This is a genomic window from Streptomyces cathayae (assembly GCF_029760955.1).
Taxonomy (GTDB): Bacteria; Actinomycetota; Actinomycetes; order Streptomycetales; family Streptomycetaceae; genus Streptomyces; species Streptomyces cathayae.
This window is the reverse complement of record NZ_CP121682.1, coordinates 4,028,005-4,043,005: the sequence shown is the minus strand read 5'-3', so window position 1 is coordinate 4,043,005 and position 15,001 is coordinate 4,028,005. Positions and strand designations below refer to the sequence as shown.

Annotated in this window: 17 protein-coding genes; 9 read left to right on the top strand and 8 right to left on the bottom strand. The window is 68.9% G+C overall.

Going from position 1 to position 15,001, the window contains the following annotated elements; translation table 11 throughout:
- Positions 1-136: 136 nt before the first annotated feature.
- Entirely contained in the window at positions 137-1,804 is a 1,668-nt protein-coding gene (locus PYS65_RS18350; protein ID WP_279335026.1) for a YibE/F family protein, read from the top strand.
- Between the two features lie 175 nt (positions 1,805-1,979).
- Here the strand turns inward: PYS65_RS18350 and PYS65_RS18345 are convergent, their stop codons facing one another.
- From PYS65_RS18345 to PYS65_RS18330, 4 genes are all read right to left on the bottom strand, one after another.
- Positions 1,980-2,414, bottom strand: a complete 435-nt coding sequence (locus tag PYS65_RS18345) for an SsgA family sporulation/cell division regulator (protein ID WP_279335025.1) — start codon at positions 2,412-2,414, stop codon at positions 1,980-1,982.
- Between the two features lie 98 nt (positions 2,415-2,512).
- Entirely contained in the window at positions 2,513-3,238 is a 726-nt protein-coding gene (locus PYS65_RS18340; RefSeq protein ID WP_341483715.1) for an IclR family transcriptional regulator, read from the bottom strand.
- Between the two features lie 302 nt (positions 3,239-3,540).
- Positions 3,541-3,753 (bottom strand): DUF5326 family protein, encoded by a 213-nt coding sequence (locus tag PYS65_RS18335; protein ID WP_279335024.1) that lies wholly within the window; start codon positions 3,751-3,753, stop codon positions 3,541-3,543.
- A 149-nt stretch (positions 3,754-3,902) separates the two neighbouring features.
- A complete protein-coding gene (locus PYS65_RS18330; protein ID WP_279335023.1) occupies positions 3,903-4,220 on the bottom strand; it encodes a cupin domain-containing protein in 318 nt (105 codons plus the stop codon).
- A 58-nt stretch (positions 4,221-4,278) separates the two neighbouring features.
- Here PYS65_RS18330 and PYS65_RS18325 point away from each other — a divergent pair, with 58 nt between their 5' ends.
- The 6 genes from PYS65_RS18325 (at position 4,279) to PYS65_RS18300 (ending at position 8,987) form a co-directional block, all read left to right on the top strand.
- Positions 4,279-4,656 carry a phage holin family protein gene (locus tag PYS65_RS18325; RefSeq protein ID WP_279335022.1) on the top strand — a complete coding sequence of 126 codons (378 nt, stop codon included), beginning with the start codon at positions 4,279-4,281 and terminating at the stop codon, positions 4,654-4,656.
- 5 nt (positions 4,657-4,661) lie between these two features.
- Positions 4,662-5,153: a low molecular weight protein-tyrosine-phosphatase gene (locus tag PYS65_RS18320; protein ID WP_279335021.1), complete on the top strand. Its 492-nt coding sequence runs from the start codon at positions 4,662-4,664 to the stop codon at positions 5,151-5,153.
- Positions 5,150-6,322: a cystathionine gamma-lyase gene (locus PYS65_RS18315; protein WP_279335020.1), complete on the top strand. Its 1,173-nt coding sequence runs from the start codon at positions 5,150-5,152 to the stop codon at positions 6,320-6,322. The genes PYS65_RS18320 and PYS65_RS18315 overlap by 4 nt, the downstream gene beginning before the upstream one ends.
- 223 nt (positions 6,323-6,545) lie before the next feature.
- The gene (locus PYS65_RS18310; RefSeq protein ID WP_279335019.1) at positions 6,546-7,451 is read left to right on the top strand and encodes a LysR family transcriptional regulator; all 906 of its coding nucleotides are present in this window, start codon (positions 6,546-6,548) and stop codon (positions 7,449-7,451) included.
- An 87-nt stretch (positions 7,452-7,538) separates the two neighbouring features.
- A complete protein-coding gene (locus PYS65_RS18305) occupies positions 7,539-8,021 on the top strand; it encodes an NUDIX domain-containing protein (protein WP_109376553.1) in 483 nt (160 codons plus the stop codon).
- Between the two features lie 96 nt (positions 8,022-8,117).
- Positions 8,118-8,987 carry a GNAT family N-acetyltransferase gene (locus tag PYS65_RS18300; protein ID WP_279335018.1) on the top strand — a complete coding sequence of 290 codons (870 nt, stop codon included), beginning with the start codon at positions 8,118-8,120 and terminating at the stop codon, positions 8,985-8,987.
- Positions 8,988-9,055: 68 nt separating this feature from the next.
- Here the strand turns inward: PYS65_RS18300 and PYS65_RS18295 are convergent, their stop codons facing one another.
- Both PYS65_RS18295 and PYS65_RS18290 read right to left on the bottom strand, forming a co-directional pair.
- Entirely contained in the window at positions 9,056-9,478 is a 423-nt protein-coding gene (locus PYS65_RS18295; RefSeq protein WP_279335017.1) for a GlcG/HbpS family heme-binding protein, read from the bottom strand.
- Positions 9,479-9,632: 154 nt separating this feature from the next.
- The gene (locus tag PYS65_RS18290; RefSeq protein WP_279335016.1) at positions 9,633-10,847 is read right to left on the bottom strand and encodes an MFS transporter; all 1,215 of its coding nucleotides are present in this window, start codon (positions 10,845-10,847) and stop codon (positions 9,633-9,635) included.
- 142 nt (positions 10,848-10,989) lie between these two features.
- On the opposite strand from PYS65_RS18290, the gene PYS65_RS18285 reads away from it, so the two are divergent.
- Positions 10,990-11,460 carry a MarR family winged helix-turn-helix transcriptional regulator gene (locus PYS65_RS18285; protein ID WP_279335015.1) on the top strand — a complete coding sequence of 157 codons (471 nt, stop codon included), beginning with the start codon at positions 10,990-10,992 and terminating at the stop codon, positions 11,458-11,460.
- A gap of 38 nt (positions 11,461-11,498) precedes the next feature.
- Positions 11,499-11,951 carry a GNAT family N-acetyltransferase gene (locus PYS65_RS18280; protein WP_279335014.1) on the top strand — a complete coding sequence of 151 codons (453 nt, stop codon included), beginning with the start codon at positions 11,499-11,501 and terminating at the stop codon, positions 11,949-11,951.
- Between the two features lie 64 nt (positions 11,952-12,015).
- Here the strand turns inward: PYS65_RS18280 and PYS65_RS18275 are convergent, their stop codons facing one another.
- Together PYS65_RS18275 and dnaB are read right to left on the bottom strand one after the other, a co-directional pair.
- Positions 12,016-13,401: a serine hydrolase domain-containing protein gene (locus PYS65_RS18275; protein ID WP_279335013.1), complete on the bottom strand. Its 1,386-nt coding sequence runs from the start codon at positions 13,399-13,401 to the stop codon at positions 12,016-12,018.
- Positions 13,402-13,425: 24 nt separating this feature from the next.
- Positions 13,426-14,904, bottom strand: a complete 1,479-nt coding sequence (gene dnaB, locus PYS65_RS18270; protein WP_279335012.1) for a replicative DNA helicase — start codon at positions 14,902-14,904, stop codon at positions 13,426-13,428.
- Positions 14,905-15,001: the final 97 nt, after the last annotated feature.

The following is a 15,001-nucleotide window of genomic DNA, read 5'->3' as shown; positions in this document are numbered from 1 at the left end:
ACGTCGTGGGGACGGAGGTCAGCGCCCTCTCAGCCCGGTGCTCCGAGCTCCCGCGTGTACAAAAGGTGCCCCCACGCTAGCGCCGATTCTGGCGCGGTGACCAGAGGGCCCTCGTGGTTCTTGCGATGATCGGGCGGTGACCTCGACGCAACATCCCCCGTACCCACCGCCCGACCCCCCCCTCGGCTCCGGCGCTCGAAACGGCGGCGGCCGTGGCAGAGAGCCCGCCGTCGGCAACAACATGGGCCGGGGGGACGGCCCCGGCTCCGGAGACTGGTTCGGGCGCGGTCCCGGCGCCGGCCACCCGGGACAGGAGCAGGGGCGGCGGGATGCGGGAGCGGGACAAGCGCAGGACCACGGCCGGGGCCCGGAGTCGGGTGGCGGCCGCCCCGACCGTGGCCCGGACGGCGGCGGTCACGGCGGCCACGGCGGTGGCCACAGCGGCCCCCCTCCGGGCGGCGACGGACACGATCACGGCCCGGACTCCGGCAGCGGGCACGGCCACCCGCACGGGCACAGTCACAGTCACGGCCCCGCCGCCCCCGTCTCGAAGCACCTGCGCAAGGTCATCGCGGCAATCCTCATCCCGTTCACCGCGGCGGTGCTGATCGGCCTCGTCGTGCTGTGGCCGGGCGGTGCACCGGGGCACGAGCGCACCGGTGTCGGTTTCGACCGGCAGACGCAGCAGGCCACGGTCACCAAGGTGGTCGAGGTGAGCTGTTCCTCCGTCAACGCTTCCGGAGGCGTCCCGACCGGCGACACCTCGACGGCCGAGGGCTCCTCCGCGCAACAGCAGGCGGACGGTACGTGCAAGCGAGCGACGATCCGGGTCGACAGCGGCAATGACCAGGGCCGCACGTTCACCGAGATCGTGCAGCCGGACCAGTCCCGTCAGCTGAGCGAGGGTCAGGAGGTCGTGGTCGCCTACGAACCTTCCGCCCCGAAGGACCTGCAGTACTCGGTCACCGACGTGAACCGGCGTCTCCCCTTGACCCTGCTCGCCGGTATCTTCGCGGTCGCCGTCGTGGCCGTCGGACGGCTGCGCGGCGTGATGGCACTGATCGCGCTGGCGGTCAGCTTCCTGGTGCTGAACTTCTTCATCCTGCCCGCCATTCTGCAGGGATCCAACCCCCTGGTCGTGGCGGTGGTGGGGGCGAGCGCCATCATGCTGCAGGCCCTGTATCTCTGTCACGGACTGTCGGCGCGCACGTCCGTGGCGGTGCTCGGCACTCTGGTCTCGCTGCTGTTGATCGGCGTTCTGGGCTCGGTCTTCATCGACTGGGCCGCGCTGACCGGCAACACCGACGACAACACCGGTCTGATCCACGGCCTGTACCCCGACATCGACATGAGCGGCCTGTTGCTGGCCGGCGTCATCATCGGGTCGCTCGGTGTGCTCGATGATGTGACGGTCACCCAGACATCGTCCGTCTGGGAACTGCACGAGGCCAAACCGTCGATGGGCTGGCGGGAGCTGTACCGCGCGGGCATCCGCATCGGCCGGGATCACATCGCGTCCGTGGTCAACACTCTCGTTCTCGCCTACGCGGGCGCCGCGTTGCCGTTGCTGCTGCTGTTCTCCATCGCGCAGAGCAGTGTGGGAACGGTCGCCAACAGCGAGCTGGTAGCGGAGGAGATCGTGCGTACACTGGTCGGCTCGATCGGTCTGGTGGCCGCGGTGCCGGTCACCACGGCTCTGGCCGCCCTGGTGGTCTCGGCCGACCGTACGGCGGCGCAGACACCCAAGGAGAGCGCCCGGGCGGCTCCGGCGCGGGGCGGGAGGGGCCGGCGCCGGAAGCGGTGACCCGTCACGGCGCGGCACCGGAGGGCCTGCTGCCGCCACATGACCGGTTGCGACCCCGCCGCCGGGTGGCCGGCCCACCGGGGCGGCTCGTCCACGGGCGCAAAAGCGTTCCTGCATCGATGTGGCGGAACGCGGTGAACGGTTCCGCCACCCGCTGTCCGAGTAGCGGAACCCTTCACCCGGCGCTCTGCTCCGCCAGGATGCGGTCCAGCGCGTCGTCGAGGTGGGCGTCGAAGTCGGCGAGCGCTCCCTCCTGGCCCAGCGGCACCAGCTTGTCGGTGCGGTCGAGGAAGGCCACGAGCGGCGCCGTCGACGAACGGAACAGCGCCTGGTCGCCACCGACCTGAAGCCGGATCAACACCTCTCCCAGCATGTCGGGTTCGACCGGTGACACCCGCACGTCCCCCTCACCGCACGGCCTGCCGACGCCGTCGATCAGCAGCTCTCGGCCGAACGCCCAGGTCACAGGCGCGTCACCGGGAAGATGGAAGGTCAGCCGCACGGCGTAGGGATCACAGGTGTCATAGCGAAGCTCCACCGGGATGCGGAAGGACAACTCCTCCGACACCAGAAAGCTCATCATGACCTCTGCCTGTACGGACTCGCGCATCGCCTACCCCGTCATTAGCTGCGGACCAGCCGGGAATGGACCCCTGACACTGAGTGAATCTTGCTCAACGTACACGGTGAATCACAAGGAGTGAGTTTTCAGATGGTGATAGAGAGCCCCAACGGCCCGAGCAGACGACCCACTTCCGCCTGCAGCCGCTGCGCGGCGGGGAGCAGCCGGTCGGCCTGATGCGCGGGCAGGGAGACGGCGACCGTCGCGGCCGTGGTGCCTGCCGTGATCGGGATGGCCGCGCACACCGTGCCCAGGGCGTATTCCTGCCGTTCGATCACCGGTTCCATGCGCCGGGTCCGCTCCAGGCGCCGGAGAAGACCGTGCCCGTCGCGCACGGTGTACGGCGTGACAGGCTGCACGGGGAAGCGGTCGAGGTGGTCGCGGCGGGCGGCCTCGCCGAGCTGGGACAGCAGGCACTGCCCGATGGCGTGCGCGTGGCCGGTCTCCCGGAAGTCCGCCCATTCCTGCACCGCGGGATTGCCGGGAGTGTCGGAGACGCACACGAGGTCGATCTCGCCCTCGCGGTACACCGCGTAGTACACGGGAGCCCCGACCGCGTCACGCCACCGCGCGAGCGCGTCGACGACCGTGCTGCGACGTTTCTGCGGGGCCCCGCTGCTGCTCAGCCGCTCGGCTGCGGCGCCGAGGAAGAACAGACCTTTGTCACGGCGCAGATAGCCCTCGTGCACAAGGGTGCGCAGCAGGTGGTACGCCGTGGGAAGGGCCAGCCCGGTCTCGCGGGCCAACTGTTTGGCCGGGGCTCCGTGCTCATGTCCGGCGACGGATTCGAGCAGACGCATCGCGCGCTGCACGGAGCCGATGAGGGTGGCGGGGGGCGCCGGTTCTGCGACTGCCCGCGCATGGGGCTGGCAGGGAACGGCGAGCAGATGTGCGGTGACGGTGTCAGCCGTGGCCAAGGGTCACTCCCGAAGCGAGGGGGCAGCCCGTGTGGGGGAACACGGGTGGGGGTGTACGCCGCTCGCGGGGATCGCCCCCGCGTGGCGTTCCGGACTCTAACCGTCTGTCACCGCATACGGACGGTCCGTCCGGAAAACTTCCCCCGGCCGAGGGAACCGGTGTCGCTCGTTACCGCTTCACCGGCTCCCCATGGGGCTCACCAGTCGCCGCGCGACGATGAACTCGACGTGAACTTCCGTACGACGTAGATGAGTCCGCCGACCAGGGCGGCGAACACCAGCACCTTGAAGAGCAGCCCGATCACGAAGCCGACCACGCTCGCTATCAGCCCCCCGAACACGACCAGGGCGATGACCGGCACCGCGATCCACTTCACCCACCACGGCAGTCCCGTGAAGATCTCTCGCATCGCCTTCGTCCTTACCTCTCCGCCCGCCTCGTGCCGGGTCGCGTGAATGATGTCCTGCACTCGATGCTAGGTCTCCAGGAGCCCCACCGGGAGTCTCGGATCCCTTGTCCTCCCCTGACCGGTCCCCTAGGGAACCCCGAGAGCGCGGCTCAGCTCTCGGGGGGAGAGAACACCACCAGGACCCGCAGGTCCTCACTGATGTGATGGAACTTGTGCGCGACACCCGCCGGCACGTACACCACGCTGCCGCGTGCCACCTGCGTGGTCTCCATGCCGACGGTGATCGCCGCCCTGCCGCTGACGACGAAGTACACCTCGTCCTGGTTGTGCGGCTGCTGCGGATCCTGCCCGCCCGCGTCCAGGGCGTACAGGCCGACCGACATGTTCCGCTCCCGCAGGAACTGAAGGTAAGCACCATCGTTGGCGGCGCGTTCGGCCTCCAGTTCGTCCAGCCGGAATGCCTTCATAGCCTGTCCGCCCCTGCCTCACTGCTCATGTCCGGTCCTGTCTGCAACGATCAGACACATGAAGAATTTCGTAGTCAAGACGATCGCCAACGCCGCTGCCCTCGCGGTGGCGGTGTGGCTGATCGACAAGATCACCCTCACAGGTGACAGCACGGGCAAGGAAATCGGCACCCTCATACTCGTGGCGTTGCTCTTCGGCGTGGTGAACTTCCTGGTCAAGCCGGTCGTGCAGCTCCTGAGCCTCCCGTTGCTCATCCTGACGCTCGGGTTGTTCACCCTGGTGGTGAACGCGCTGATGCTGCTGCTCACCTCCTGGCTGGCCGACCAGTTCGACCTGAGCTTCCATGTGGAGGGCTTCTGGACGGCCGTGCTGGGCGGTCTGGTCATCTCGGTCGTCTCCTGGGCCCTCAACGTCGTTCTGCCCGACGGGGACTGAGCACCTTGACGTACCGCGTCTGTTTCGTCTGCACCGGCAACATCTGCCGTTCCCCGATGGCCGAAGCCGTCTTCCGCGCGCGTGTCGCGGAGGCCGGCCTCGACGGCACGGTCGAGGTGGACAGCGCCGGCACCCACGGCTGGCACGAGGGCGGCGGCGCCGATCCCCGCGCGGTGGCCGTCCTGGAGGAGAACGGCTACGCCGCGGACCACACGGCCCGGCGGTTCGACCCGTCGTGGTTCGCCCGTCTCGATCTCGTCGTCGCGCTCGACACGGGCCACCTCGAAGCACTGCGCCGCCTGGCACCCACCCCACAGGACGCGGCCAAAGTGCGCCTGCTGCGCTCGTACGACCCCGAAGCGGGCGATGATCTCGACATACCGGACCCGTACTACGGAGGTGCGGACGGCTTCGTCGCATGTCTTGAGATGGTGGAGGCGGCCGGTACCGGGCTGCTCACCGCGGTACGCGAGCAGACGGAAGGACGATCGGTATGAGCGATTCCACGACGGACGGCGGCTGCGGGACGGACCCGAGAGGGCCCTTCACCGGTGACGGCACCCGCGCGGTGCGGGCCGGACTGCCCGAGTCGGTCAAGCACGAACCGACCCTGCCCGGCCCCGTCTTCGCCGCCCATTTCCACCTGCCCGGCGACCCCACCGGCCCCTACACCTACGGCCGGGACGAGAACCCCACATGGACGCTGCTGGAGCAGGCCATCGGAGAGCTGGAGGCCCCGGGGCAGGACGGCGCCGAGACCCTGGTGTTCGCCTCGGGCATGGCCGCGATCTCCTCGGTGCTCTTCTCGCAGCTGCGCGCCGGGGACACGGTCGTCCTGCCGGACGACGGCTATCAGGTGCTGCCCCTGGTGCGCACCCAGCTGGAGGCGTACGGCATCGAGGTGCGTACCGCGCCGACCGGCGGCGACGCCCAGCTCGACGTCCTCGACGGCGCGCGGCTGTTGTGGATCGAGACACCGTCGAACCCCGGGCTCGACGTGTGCGACGTGCGGCGACTCGCGGAAGCAGCACATGCGCGCGGCGCACTGGTCGCCGTCGACAACACTCTCGCGACACCGCTCGGCCAGCGCCCGCTGGAGCTCGGTGCCGACTTCGCCGTGGCCAGCGGAACCAAACAGCTCACCGGCCACGGAGACATCCTCCTGGGGTACGTCGTCGGCCGCGACGCCGAGGCGATGGCCGCCGTGCGTCGCTGGCGCAAGATCGTCGGTGCCATCCCCGGCCCCATGGAGGCATGGCTCGCGCACCGCTCGATCGCCACACTCCAGTTGCGGGTCGACCGGCAGAACGCCACCGCGCTGACGCTCGCTCAAGCCCTTCGGGAGCGGACCGAGGTGACGGGACTGCGCTATCCGGGGCTGCCGGACGATCCCTCGCACCGGGTCGCCTCGCAGCAGATGCGACGCTTCGGGTGCGTGGTGTCCTTCACACTGCCCACGCGCGCGCGTGCGGACCGTTTCCTCGACGCGCTGCGGCTCGTGGACGCCGCGACCAGCTTCGGCGGCGTGCGGTCCACGGCCGAGCGGCGCGGCCGCTGGGGCGGGGACGCGGTTCCGGAGGGCTTCATCCGTTTCTCCGTCGGCGCCGAGGATCCGGCCGACCTGGTGGCGGACGTACTGCACGCACTGGACGAAACGGCCGCCTGACGGGGCCGTTCGGACGGGTGACAGGCGTCCCGCTCCGGACGACGGACGGTCCGAGCCTCCCCCCTCGTGGCTCGGACCGCCCTCGGTTCTTCGCGCGAAGAACCACGCGACCAAGGCTAGTTGACTCGATGTCAGTGTCCAATCACTGTAGCGACAGCGACCTATCGACATATTTATAGTGGGGCCTGGGCGGCAACGGGGCTGACGAAGAGGAGGGCGTGCCGTGGACCTGGCCTTGTTGCGGACCTTCGTGACCGTGCACCGAGCCGGCTCCTTCACCCGGGCCGCCGCCCTGCTCGGCCTCTCCCAGCCTGCCGTGACCTCGCAGATACGGACCCTGGAACGGCAGCTGGGCCGGCCCCTGTTCCTGCGGCAGGCCCGCGGCGTGACACCGACGACCATCGGAGACGAACTCGCCCACAAAGCGGCGCCGCATCTCGACGCTCTGATGGAGATCACCGAGACCGGACTCGAAGAGGACTCCTCCTCGCGGACACTGCACCTGGCAGGGCCTCTCGAATTCACTGCCGAGCGGGCGGTGCCCGCGCTCACCGCGCTGACCCGCGAGAACGGCCGCAGCTTCGCCTTACGCACCTCCTTCGGGACCGCCGAGGAAACCCTGGAAGGGCTGGCCGCGGGGCGGCATGATCTGGCCATCAGTACGGTCCGGCCGCGGGGCACGCTGCTCTCGGCGACCGCGCTCTGCGACGAGGAGCACGTCCTGGTCGCCGCGCCCCGCTGGACTCGGCAAGCCGGCTCCGACAGGCTCCACCGCACCGGGAGGTCCGCGCTGGAACAGATCCCGGTGATCGAGGTGCACGAGTCGCTTCCCCTCGTCTCCCGCTACTGGGCCTCCGTCTTCGACTCCCGCCCTGTCACCCCGGGCACCGTCATCGTTCCGGATCTACGCGCGGTGCTGGCCTGCGTCGCCGCGGGTGCCGGGCTGGCCGTACTGCCCCGGTACCTGTGCACGTCCGCACTCGAACGCGGAGAGGTGATCGCGCTGCACGAGCCCGCCGTGCCACCGCTGCGTACGTACTTCCTGGTGGTCCGGAACGGCACGCTGGCAATGCCGCATGTCGCGCGTGCTCATGAGTGGCTGCAGCAGACAGCCACCGACTGGTGCTGATCCTGCGGCCACGCGGCTCATCCGGGAAAACCGGCCGCCGGCCTGTCGCGATGTTTCACGTGGAACAAGCTGGGCCACATTTCCTCCATGACCGTCCGACCCGTGGTCAAGCGCACCGCCCGTGCCGTCCTGCTGGACGGTGATCACCTGATCCTGATCAAGCGGACCAAGCCCGGCGTGGATCCCTACTGGGTCACCCCCGGGGGAGGAGTCGAGCCGGAGGACCCGACCGTCGTCGACGCCCTGCACCGAGAGGTGTACGAGGAACTCGGCGCCAAGATCACCGACGTGGTGCCCTGCTTCGTCGACACGGTGGAGCACATCGGCGAGGACGGTGGCGCCACCGGGGTGAAGGTGCAGCATTTCTTCGTTTGCCGTCTGGAGTCCATGGATCCGTCGTTGCGACACGGCCCGGAGGTCGACGAGCCCACCGGCGAGTACCAGATCGTCCGTGTGCCGTTCACTCGCGTGGGCATCGCCTCCGTCCATCTCGTCCCGTTGTCACTACGGCACTACCTGGACGGCAACATCGAGGGTGTACGCGCCATGCACGCTCCCGACCTGGGATGACCCCCGGGCACCACCCGGAGGACACCGGCGCGTGGGCTTCCCGAGATCTCGGAAACGGGTGGACACCGACAGCCTCCGTCGGACAGCCTGACCTGCGTGCCGACACCCTCCCTTGCTTCTCTGCCCATCCGTCGCCTCACCCTCCGCGATCTCCCGGCCTGCGCCGACCTGTCCGAGGATCGCGGGTGGCCGCGTGAGGAGCACAAGTGGGGGCTTCTTCTCTCCGCGGGGAAGGGCTACGGGATCGACGATCCCGACGGCGGTCTGGGCACCGCCTGTGTCGTCACCGAGTACGGCCCTCAGGAGCGCCCCGCACTCGGGGCCATCGGTATGGTCCTGGTCGCCGAACGGCATGCCCGCCAGGGCATCGGACGCCACTTGATGCGCCATGTCATGTCGGCGATGAGCGCCACGCCCCTGACACTGCACGCGACACCGAACGGCCTCCCTCTCTACGAAGAGCTCGGTTTCAAGGTCATCGGCCGGGCGGAAATGCTCCGCGGGCACTTCGTCCCGGGCGGGGCAGAGCTTCCAGGGGCCTTCACCCGCACCGCCACCGCCGCGGACCTGCCCGCCCTCCTCCGGCTCGACGAGGAGGTGTTCGGGGCGGACCGTACGCACATCGTCACCCGGCTGCCCGCATTCGCCGACCAGGTGCGCGTGGCCGAGGAGAACGGCCGGATCATCGGTTACGCGGCCGCGTGGCCCAATATGGACACCCATGTCGTGGGCCCGCTGATCGCCCTCGACACCCCTACAGCCATGGCACTCCTCGCTTCTCTCGCCGCTCACACCGACCGGCCGCTGCGGACGGACATCGATGTACGGCATGGAGAGCTGCTGGCCTGGGCGAAGGAGCGCGGTCTGGCATCCATCGCCTTCAACGCGGTCATGACGTACGGGATCACGGAAATGCCCGGGGACTGGACCCGAAGGTTCGCCCCCGTGACGGTCGCGGCCGGCTGAGGTCTCCGGACACGACGACGCCGGTTCCCGAAGTTTCCGGGAACCGGCGTGCCCTGGGGGACCGCCCGTCAGGCGAGGGCGTCCACGGCAGCCGTGGCGAAGGAGTGATCCTGCTCCGGCGCACCGCCGCCGACGCCGACCGCGCCGATCAGCCGGCCGCCGCGCCGGACGGGCACACCACCGGCGATGAACAGCAGCGGCCGGTCCAGTGCGGTGGGCAGGGTGTGGAAGAGCCCTCCCGGCTGCACGGCCTCGACGAGGTCCGCGGTGGGCGCGTCCAGCTGAAGCGCGGTGTACGCCTTGCGGGTGCTGGTCTCACCGGAGATCAGCACGGCGCGGTCGTCCCTCCGGAAGGCGAGCAGATGCCCTCCTGCGTCCAGGACGGTCACGCTGACCGTGACCCCGGCGGCCTCGGCAGCCTGGTGCGCGGCTGCGACCAGGGCTTCGGCGTCAGCGGTGGTGAGCGGGACGACAGCGGTGGTGGTGCTCATGAGCAAGTAACTCCTTGGTGTACGGGCGATGCCGGGTTGCAACGGTGACGTCGGTGGCCGTGGTGACATCGGTGGTCGTGGTGAGGAGGTGGCCGGTGGCGGCCGAGGACGGGGGGTGAGGACGGTTCCGGGCTCGTTCTCGCCGGCGTTCGGATCAGTGGGGGACTGAGGTCCGCTGTCCGGTGGGCGCCGGGCCTGTGACTGCGCCCCCGGCGCTGGAGGCCTTGTCCCGGTGGTCGAGGGCGGCGGACACGAAGGCCAGCAGCAGGGCACCCGCCGCAAGAACGGCGCCGACCCAGTTGGGAGCGGTGTAACCGAGCCCTGCCGCGATCACGAGACCCCCGAGCCACGCGGCCAGGGCGTTGCCGAGGTTGAAGGCGCCGATGTTCATGGCCGAGGCCAGGGTGGGGGCGCCGTGAGCCTGGTCGAGAACCCGCTTCTGCAGGGGCGGGACGGTGGCGAAGCCCAGGCCGCCGATCAGGACGATCGTGACGGCCGCCAGGACCTTGTGGTGCGCGGTCAGTGTGAAGAGCGCCAGCACGACGGCGAGAGCGCCCAGAGACACGTACAGCATGGGCATCAGGGCGCGATCCGCGTACTTGCCGCCGATGAGATTGCCCCCGACCATGCCGAGGCCGAAGAGGACCAGCAGCCAGGTGACGGATCCGTCGGCGAAGCCGGCGACGCGCGTCATCATCGGCGCGATGTAGGTGATGGCCGCGAAGACACCGCCGAAGCCCAGCACGGTCATCGCCATGGCCAGCAGGACCTGGACGTTCTTGAAAGCGGCCAGTTCATCACGTAGCCGTACGCCCTCCGGCCGGGGGAGGTCGGGAACGAGCTTGGCGATGCCGACCAGACCGACGGCACCGAGCGCGGCGACGATCCCGAACGTGACACGCCAGCCGGCGGACTGGCCGACGAGAGTGCCCAGGGGAACACCGACGACATTGGCGACGGTCAGCCCGGTGAACATCATGGCGATGGCCCCGGCCTTCTTGTCGGGGGCGACCAGCTCTGCCGCGACCACGGAGCCGATACCGAAGAAGGCACCGTGGGCCAGTGAGGCGATCACCCGCCCGAGCAGCATGACGCCGAAGACGGGGGCCAGAGCCGAGAGCAGGTTGCCGACGATGAACAGGCCCATCAGCATCATCAGCATCCGCTTGCGGGAGACCTTGGTGCCGAACACGGTCATCAGCGGGGCACCGAACACGACGCCCAGGGCGTAGCCGGTCACCAGATGGCCGGCGGTGGGGATGGAGACACCGAAGTCACCTGCGACCTCGGGCAGCAAACCCATGATCACGAACTCCGTCGTTCCGATCCCGAAAGCCCCGATCGCGAGGGCGAGGAGCGCGAGAGGCATGAAGGAAACAGACCTTTCAACTGATTGCGCATGCGCCTTACAGGCAAGGACAATAGTTGCATGCGCGGGCTACTTGCAAGCGCGGTCTATTTCGGTCTTGCTCTACCCTGGCCTCAGCAGCTCCTGAACGGAGGGAACGCCCATGACCGCCACGGATCCCGCACTGACCGCCCTCACTCAGGGCTGGTGCGCGCTCTCGTTGCTGCACGGGAGAATCGAGGCCCATATCGAGCGGGCGCTCCAGGCCCAGCACGATCTGAGCGTGCGGGAGTACTCCCTGCTGGACGTCCTGAGCCGACAGCACGACGGCGTCGGGGGGCATCTCCAGATGAAGCAGGTGGCCGACGCGGTCGTACTCAGCCAGAGCGCCACCACCCGCCTGGTCACCCGGCTCGAGAACCGCGGCCTGCTGGAGCGCTATCTGTGCCCCACGGACCGGCGCGGCATCTACACCAACGTCACGCAGGCCGGTCTCCTGCTGCTGGAGAAAGCACGGCCGACCAATGACTCCGCGCTGCGCGAGGCTCTCGACGCGGCGGCGGAGAACCCCGAACTGGCCCCACTGGTCCGCGCAGTGGAGACACTGAAGACATCGGTATCGGTACCTGCATGAGGCAACCGCCTCGACGCATGTCTGCGTAGGGTGCGGCCATGGGAGATCTTGAGATACGCCCCGCAGTCGCCGGCGACATCCCGGCGATCGTCGACATGCTCGCGGACGACCCCTTGGGCGCACAACGTGAGTCCCCGGACGACCATCGCCCGTACCTGGCTGCCCTGGAGCGACTCAGCTCCGATCCGAACCAGCATCTGGTCGTCGCGGTCCGCCAGGGCCGTGTCGTCGGCACGCTCCAACTCACGATCGTCCCCGGGCTGTCCCGGCGCGGTTCCACGAGGTCGATCATCGAGGGCGTCCGCATCCACACCGAGGAGCGCGGCAGCGGCCTCGGGACCCGGCTCATCGAGTGGGCCATCGATGAGTCCCGTCACCAGGGCTGCCAGTTGGTCCAGCTGACCTCCGACAGCACCCGCGCCGACGCCCACCGCTTCTACGAGCGGCTCGGCTTCTCGGCTTCCCACGTGGGTTTCAAGCTCACACTGTGAAGGCGGACAAGGAGCCTGTTTCACGTGAAACAGGCTCCTTCCACAACCTTCCGCACAACCGGGCCTACCCGACGCCCCGCCATCCCTCGGGATCCGCTCCGCCCGGTACAAAAGCCTCCTCGTCATACGGTCGGCGGTTGAACACGAAGGACCCGAGGTCCAGATGGCTCACCGATCCGTCCGACCGCCGTACGGGCCTCAGGAGCTCTCCGGCGTAGTAACCCTCCAGTCCTGTCCAGGTGCCGTCGCCGTTCGATCGGAAACTCGAACCACGGCCCTTGCCGGACAGCGGCTCCAGCGACACCAGCCCGTCGGCCGACAGCCGCAGGGCGAAGCCGAGCGTCCCCCAGTACCACTGCCCCACCAGCTCCAGCACAGCGGAGTCCGCCTCCCGCAACGGCCGCCAGGGCGCGGGGATACGGGGTTCCGCCTCGGCGACGATCCGAACGAGATCGGCGGCGACCGGGAACAGCAGCGGTCCGGACGTGCAGTTCGCCAGGACCACCGCGGCCACGTCGTCCTCCACGCTCATCACAAGACAGGCAAGGAAGCCCGGCAGTGATCCGGTGTGCCCGATGAGGGCCCGCCCGTCCCGGTGACGCACCTCCATTCCCAGGCCGTACGCATAGCCGCTCGCCACGTCCGCCGCCTCCGCCGGTGCCGCCGGCCTCCTCATCTCTCGCAACGACCCGATATCCAGTACCCGCTCGTCACCATGGGCCAGAAACGCGGCAAAACGCGCCAAATCACTTGTGGTGGACCAGAGTTGACCTGCGGGTGCCATCCGTCCGAGATCCTCGGCGGGCTCACGTTGCATCACGTCCGCCCATGGATGCACCGCCCAGCCATCCGCATACGGTGCCTGCGGGCGCACACCTGTCCGATGCAGACTCAAGGGCTCGAGCACTTCACGTCGGAGAACGGCCTCCCACGAAGCACCGCGCATCTTCTCCACGAGCGCGCCGAGCAGCGCGTATCCGGGGTTCGAGTAGTGGAACCGCCTGCCGACCGGGTGCACCAGGGGGTGCTCGCCCAGTACGTCGGCGAGGCCGGGCCGCAGGGAGCCAGGAGTACGCTCCCACCAGGGGCCCGGCGTCTCAGCCGCCAGACCACCGGTGTGCGCGAGCAGTTCGGCGATGGTCGCCTCCCCCGCGCCCGTGCCCGGCAGGTACTTCTCCAACGGCTCGCCGAGGTCGACCACCCCCTCGTCACGCAGCCGGAGCACCAGGACGGCGGTGAAGGTCTTGGTGAGGGAACCGATCCGGTACTGCGTGTCCCCGTCCGGCGCGTTCCCCTCCAACGACGTCCGCACACCCGCCCACACCGCTTCTCCGTCCCGCACCACGGTCGCGACGAGAGACGGGGCCCGCTCTTCGGCCTGGGCGACGGCGATCCGGTGCAGCAACGCCCGACGCGTACCGGCCAGCAGTTCTTCCTGAGGTGTCGTCATGCCCTCAGTTCAGCAGGAATCCGATCAGGTCTGCGCCATGTCCACGAAGCGTGAGTAATGTCCCTGGAAGGCGACCGTGATCGTCGCCGTCGGGCCGTTTCGGTGCTTGGCCACGATCAGGTCGGCCTCACCCGCACGCGGGGACTCCTTCTCGTACGCGTCCTCACGGTGCAACAGGATGACCATGTCGGCGTCCTGCTCGATGGAACCGGACTCTCGCAGGTCGGAGACCATCGGCTTCTTGTCGGTGCGCTGCTCGGGGCCACGGTTGAGCTGGGAGAGCGCGATGACCGGCAGTTCCAGTTCCTTGGCGAGCAGCTTGAGGTTGCGGGACATGTCCGAGACCTCCTGCTGGCGGCTCTCCGCCCGCTTGGAACCACCGGACTGCATCAGCTGGAGGTAGTCGATGACGACCAGCCGCAGGTCGTTGCGCTGCTTCAGCCGACGGCACTTGGCACGGATCTCCATCATCGACAGGTTCGGGGAGTCGTCGATGTAGAGCGGCGCCGCCGATACGTCCGGCATCCGGCGCGCCAGACGGGTCCAGTCCTCGTCGGTCATCGTGCCGGACCGCATGTGGTGCAGGGCGACCCGGGCCTCGGCGGACAGCAGGCGCATCGCGATCTCGTTGCGCCCCATCTCGAGTGAGAAGACGACACTCGGCAGGTTGTGCCTGATCGACGCCGCACGGGCGAAGTCCAGCGCGAGCGTCGACTTGCCCATCGCGGGACGGGCGGCGATGACGATCATCTGCCCGGGATGCAGACCGTTGGTGAGCGAGTCGAAGTCCGTGAACCCCGTGGGTACACCGGTCATCTCGCCGCTGCGCGAGCCGATCGCCTCGATCTCGTCGAGCGCGCCCTCCATGATGTCGCCGAGCGGCAGGTAGTCCTCACTCGTGCGCTGTTCGGTGACGGCGTAGATCTCGGCCTGCGCACGGTTGACGATCTCGTCGACGTCGTCGTCGGCCGCGTATCCCATCTGGGTGATGCGGGTGCCGGCTTCGACCAGGCGGCGTAGTACGGCGCGCTCGTGCACGATCTCCGCGTAGTACGCCGCGTTGGCCGCCGTGGGCACCGTCTGGACGAGGGTGTGCAGATACGAGGCCCCGCCGACCTTGTTGATCTCACCGCGTTTGGTCAGTTCCGCGGCGATCGTGATGGGGTCGGCCGGCTCGCCCTTCGCATACACGTCGAGGATGGCCGTGTAGACGGTTTCGTGAGCCGGTTTGTAGAAATCGTGGCCCTTGAGGATCTCGACGACATCCGCGATGGCGTCCTTGGACAGCAGCATGCCGCCCAGAACGGACTGCTCGGCCTCCAGGTCCTGCGGGGGCACCCGTTCGAACGCGGTACCTTCGCCCTCCCACGCTCCGGAGTCCCGGCCGCGGTCGTGCTGGTCCTCGCGGCCCCTGCCTCCGTTGTCACGGCGGCGGGAGGCAGGCAGACGATCGCTGGGGCCGCTGTCGGCCCACGGGTCGTCCAAGGGCTCGGAAATGCTCACCGAGCCACCTCCTCCCGTCCGCCGAGCGGACCTAGCCGTGGCCCTCTTTCTACGGCACGGCGCTGACAAATAGGACGCCCGACTCCGGTTGTCGCGC

What these genes read in the sequence shown, in the direction of transcription:
- PYS65_RS18330 (WP_279335023.1), bottom strand. Translation starts at nt 4,220, where the DNA reads ATGAAGGCATTCCGGCTGGACGAACTGGAGGCCGAACGCGCCGCCAAC.
- PYS65_RS18280 (WP_279335014.1), top strand. Translation starts at nt 11,499, where the DNA reads ATGGGAGATCTTGAGATACGCCCCGCAGTCGCCGGCGACATCCCGGCG.
- PYS65_RS18290 (WP_279335016.1), bottom strand. Translation starts at nt 10,847, where the DNA reads ATGCCTCTCGCGCTCCTCGCCCTCGCGATCGGGGCTTTCGGGATCGGA.
- PYS65_RS18315 (WP_279335020.1), top strand. Translation starts at nt 5,150, where the DNA reads ATGAGCGATTCCACGACGGACGGCGGCTGCGGGACGGACCCGAGAGGG.
- PYS65_RS18325 (WP_279335022.1), top strand. Translation starts at nt 4,279, where the DNA reads ATGAAGAATTTCGTAGTCAAGACGATCGCCAACGCCGCTGCCCTCGCG.
- PYS65_RS18295 (WP_279335017.1), bottom strand. Translation starts at nt 9,478, where the DNA reads ATGAGCACCACCACCGCTGTCGTCCCGCTCACCACCGCTGACGCCGAA.
- PYS65_RS18305 (WP_109376553.1), top strand. Translation starts at nt 7,539, where the DNA reads ATGACCGTCCGACCCGTGGTCAAGCGCACCGCCCGTGCCGTCCTGCTG.
- PYS65_RS18285 (WP_279335015.1), top strand. Translation starts at nt 10,990, where the DNA reads ATGACCGCCACGGATCCCGCACTGACCGCCCTCACTCAGGGCTGGTGC.
- PYS65_RS18345 (WP_279335025.1), bottom strand. Translation starts at nt 2,414, where the DNA reads ATGCGCGAGTCCGTACAGGCAGAGGTCATGATGAGCTTTCTGGTGTCG.
- PYS65_RS18275 (WP_279335013.1), bottom strand. Translation starts at nt 13,401, where the DNA reads ATGACGACACCTCAGGAAGAACTGCTGGCCGGTACGCGTCGGGCGTTG.
- PYS65_RS18335 (WP_279335024.1), bottom strand. Translation starts at nt 3,753, where the DNA reads ATGCGAGAGATCTTCACGGGACTGCCGTGGTGGGTGAAGTGGATCGCG.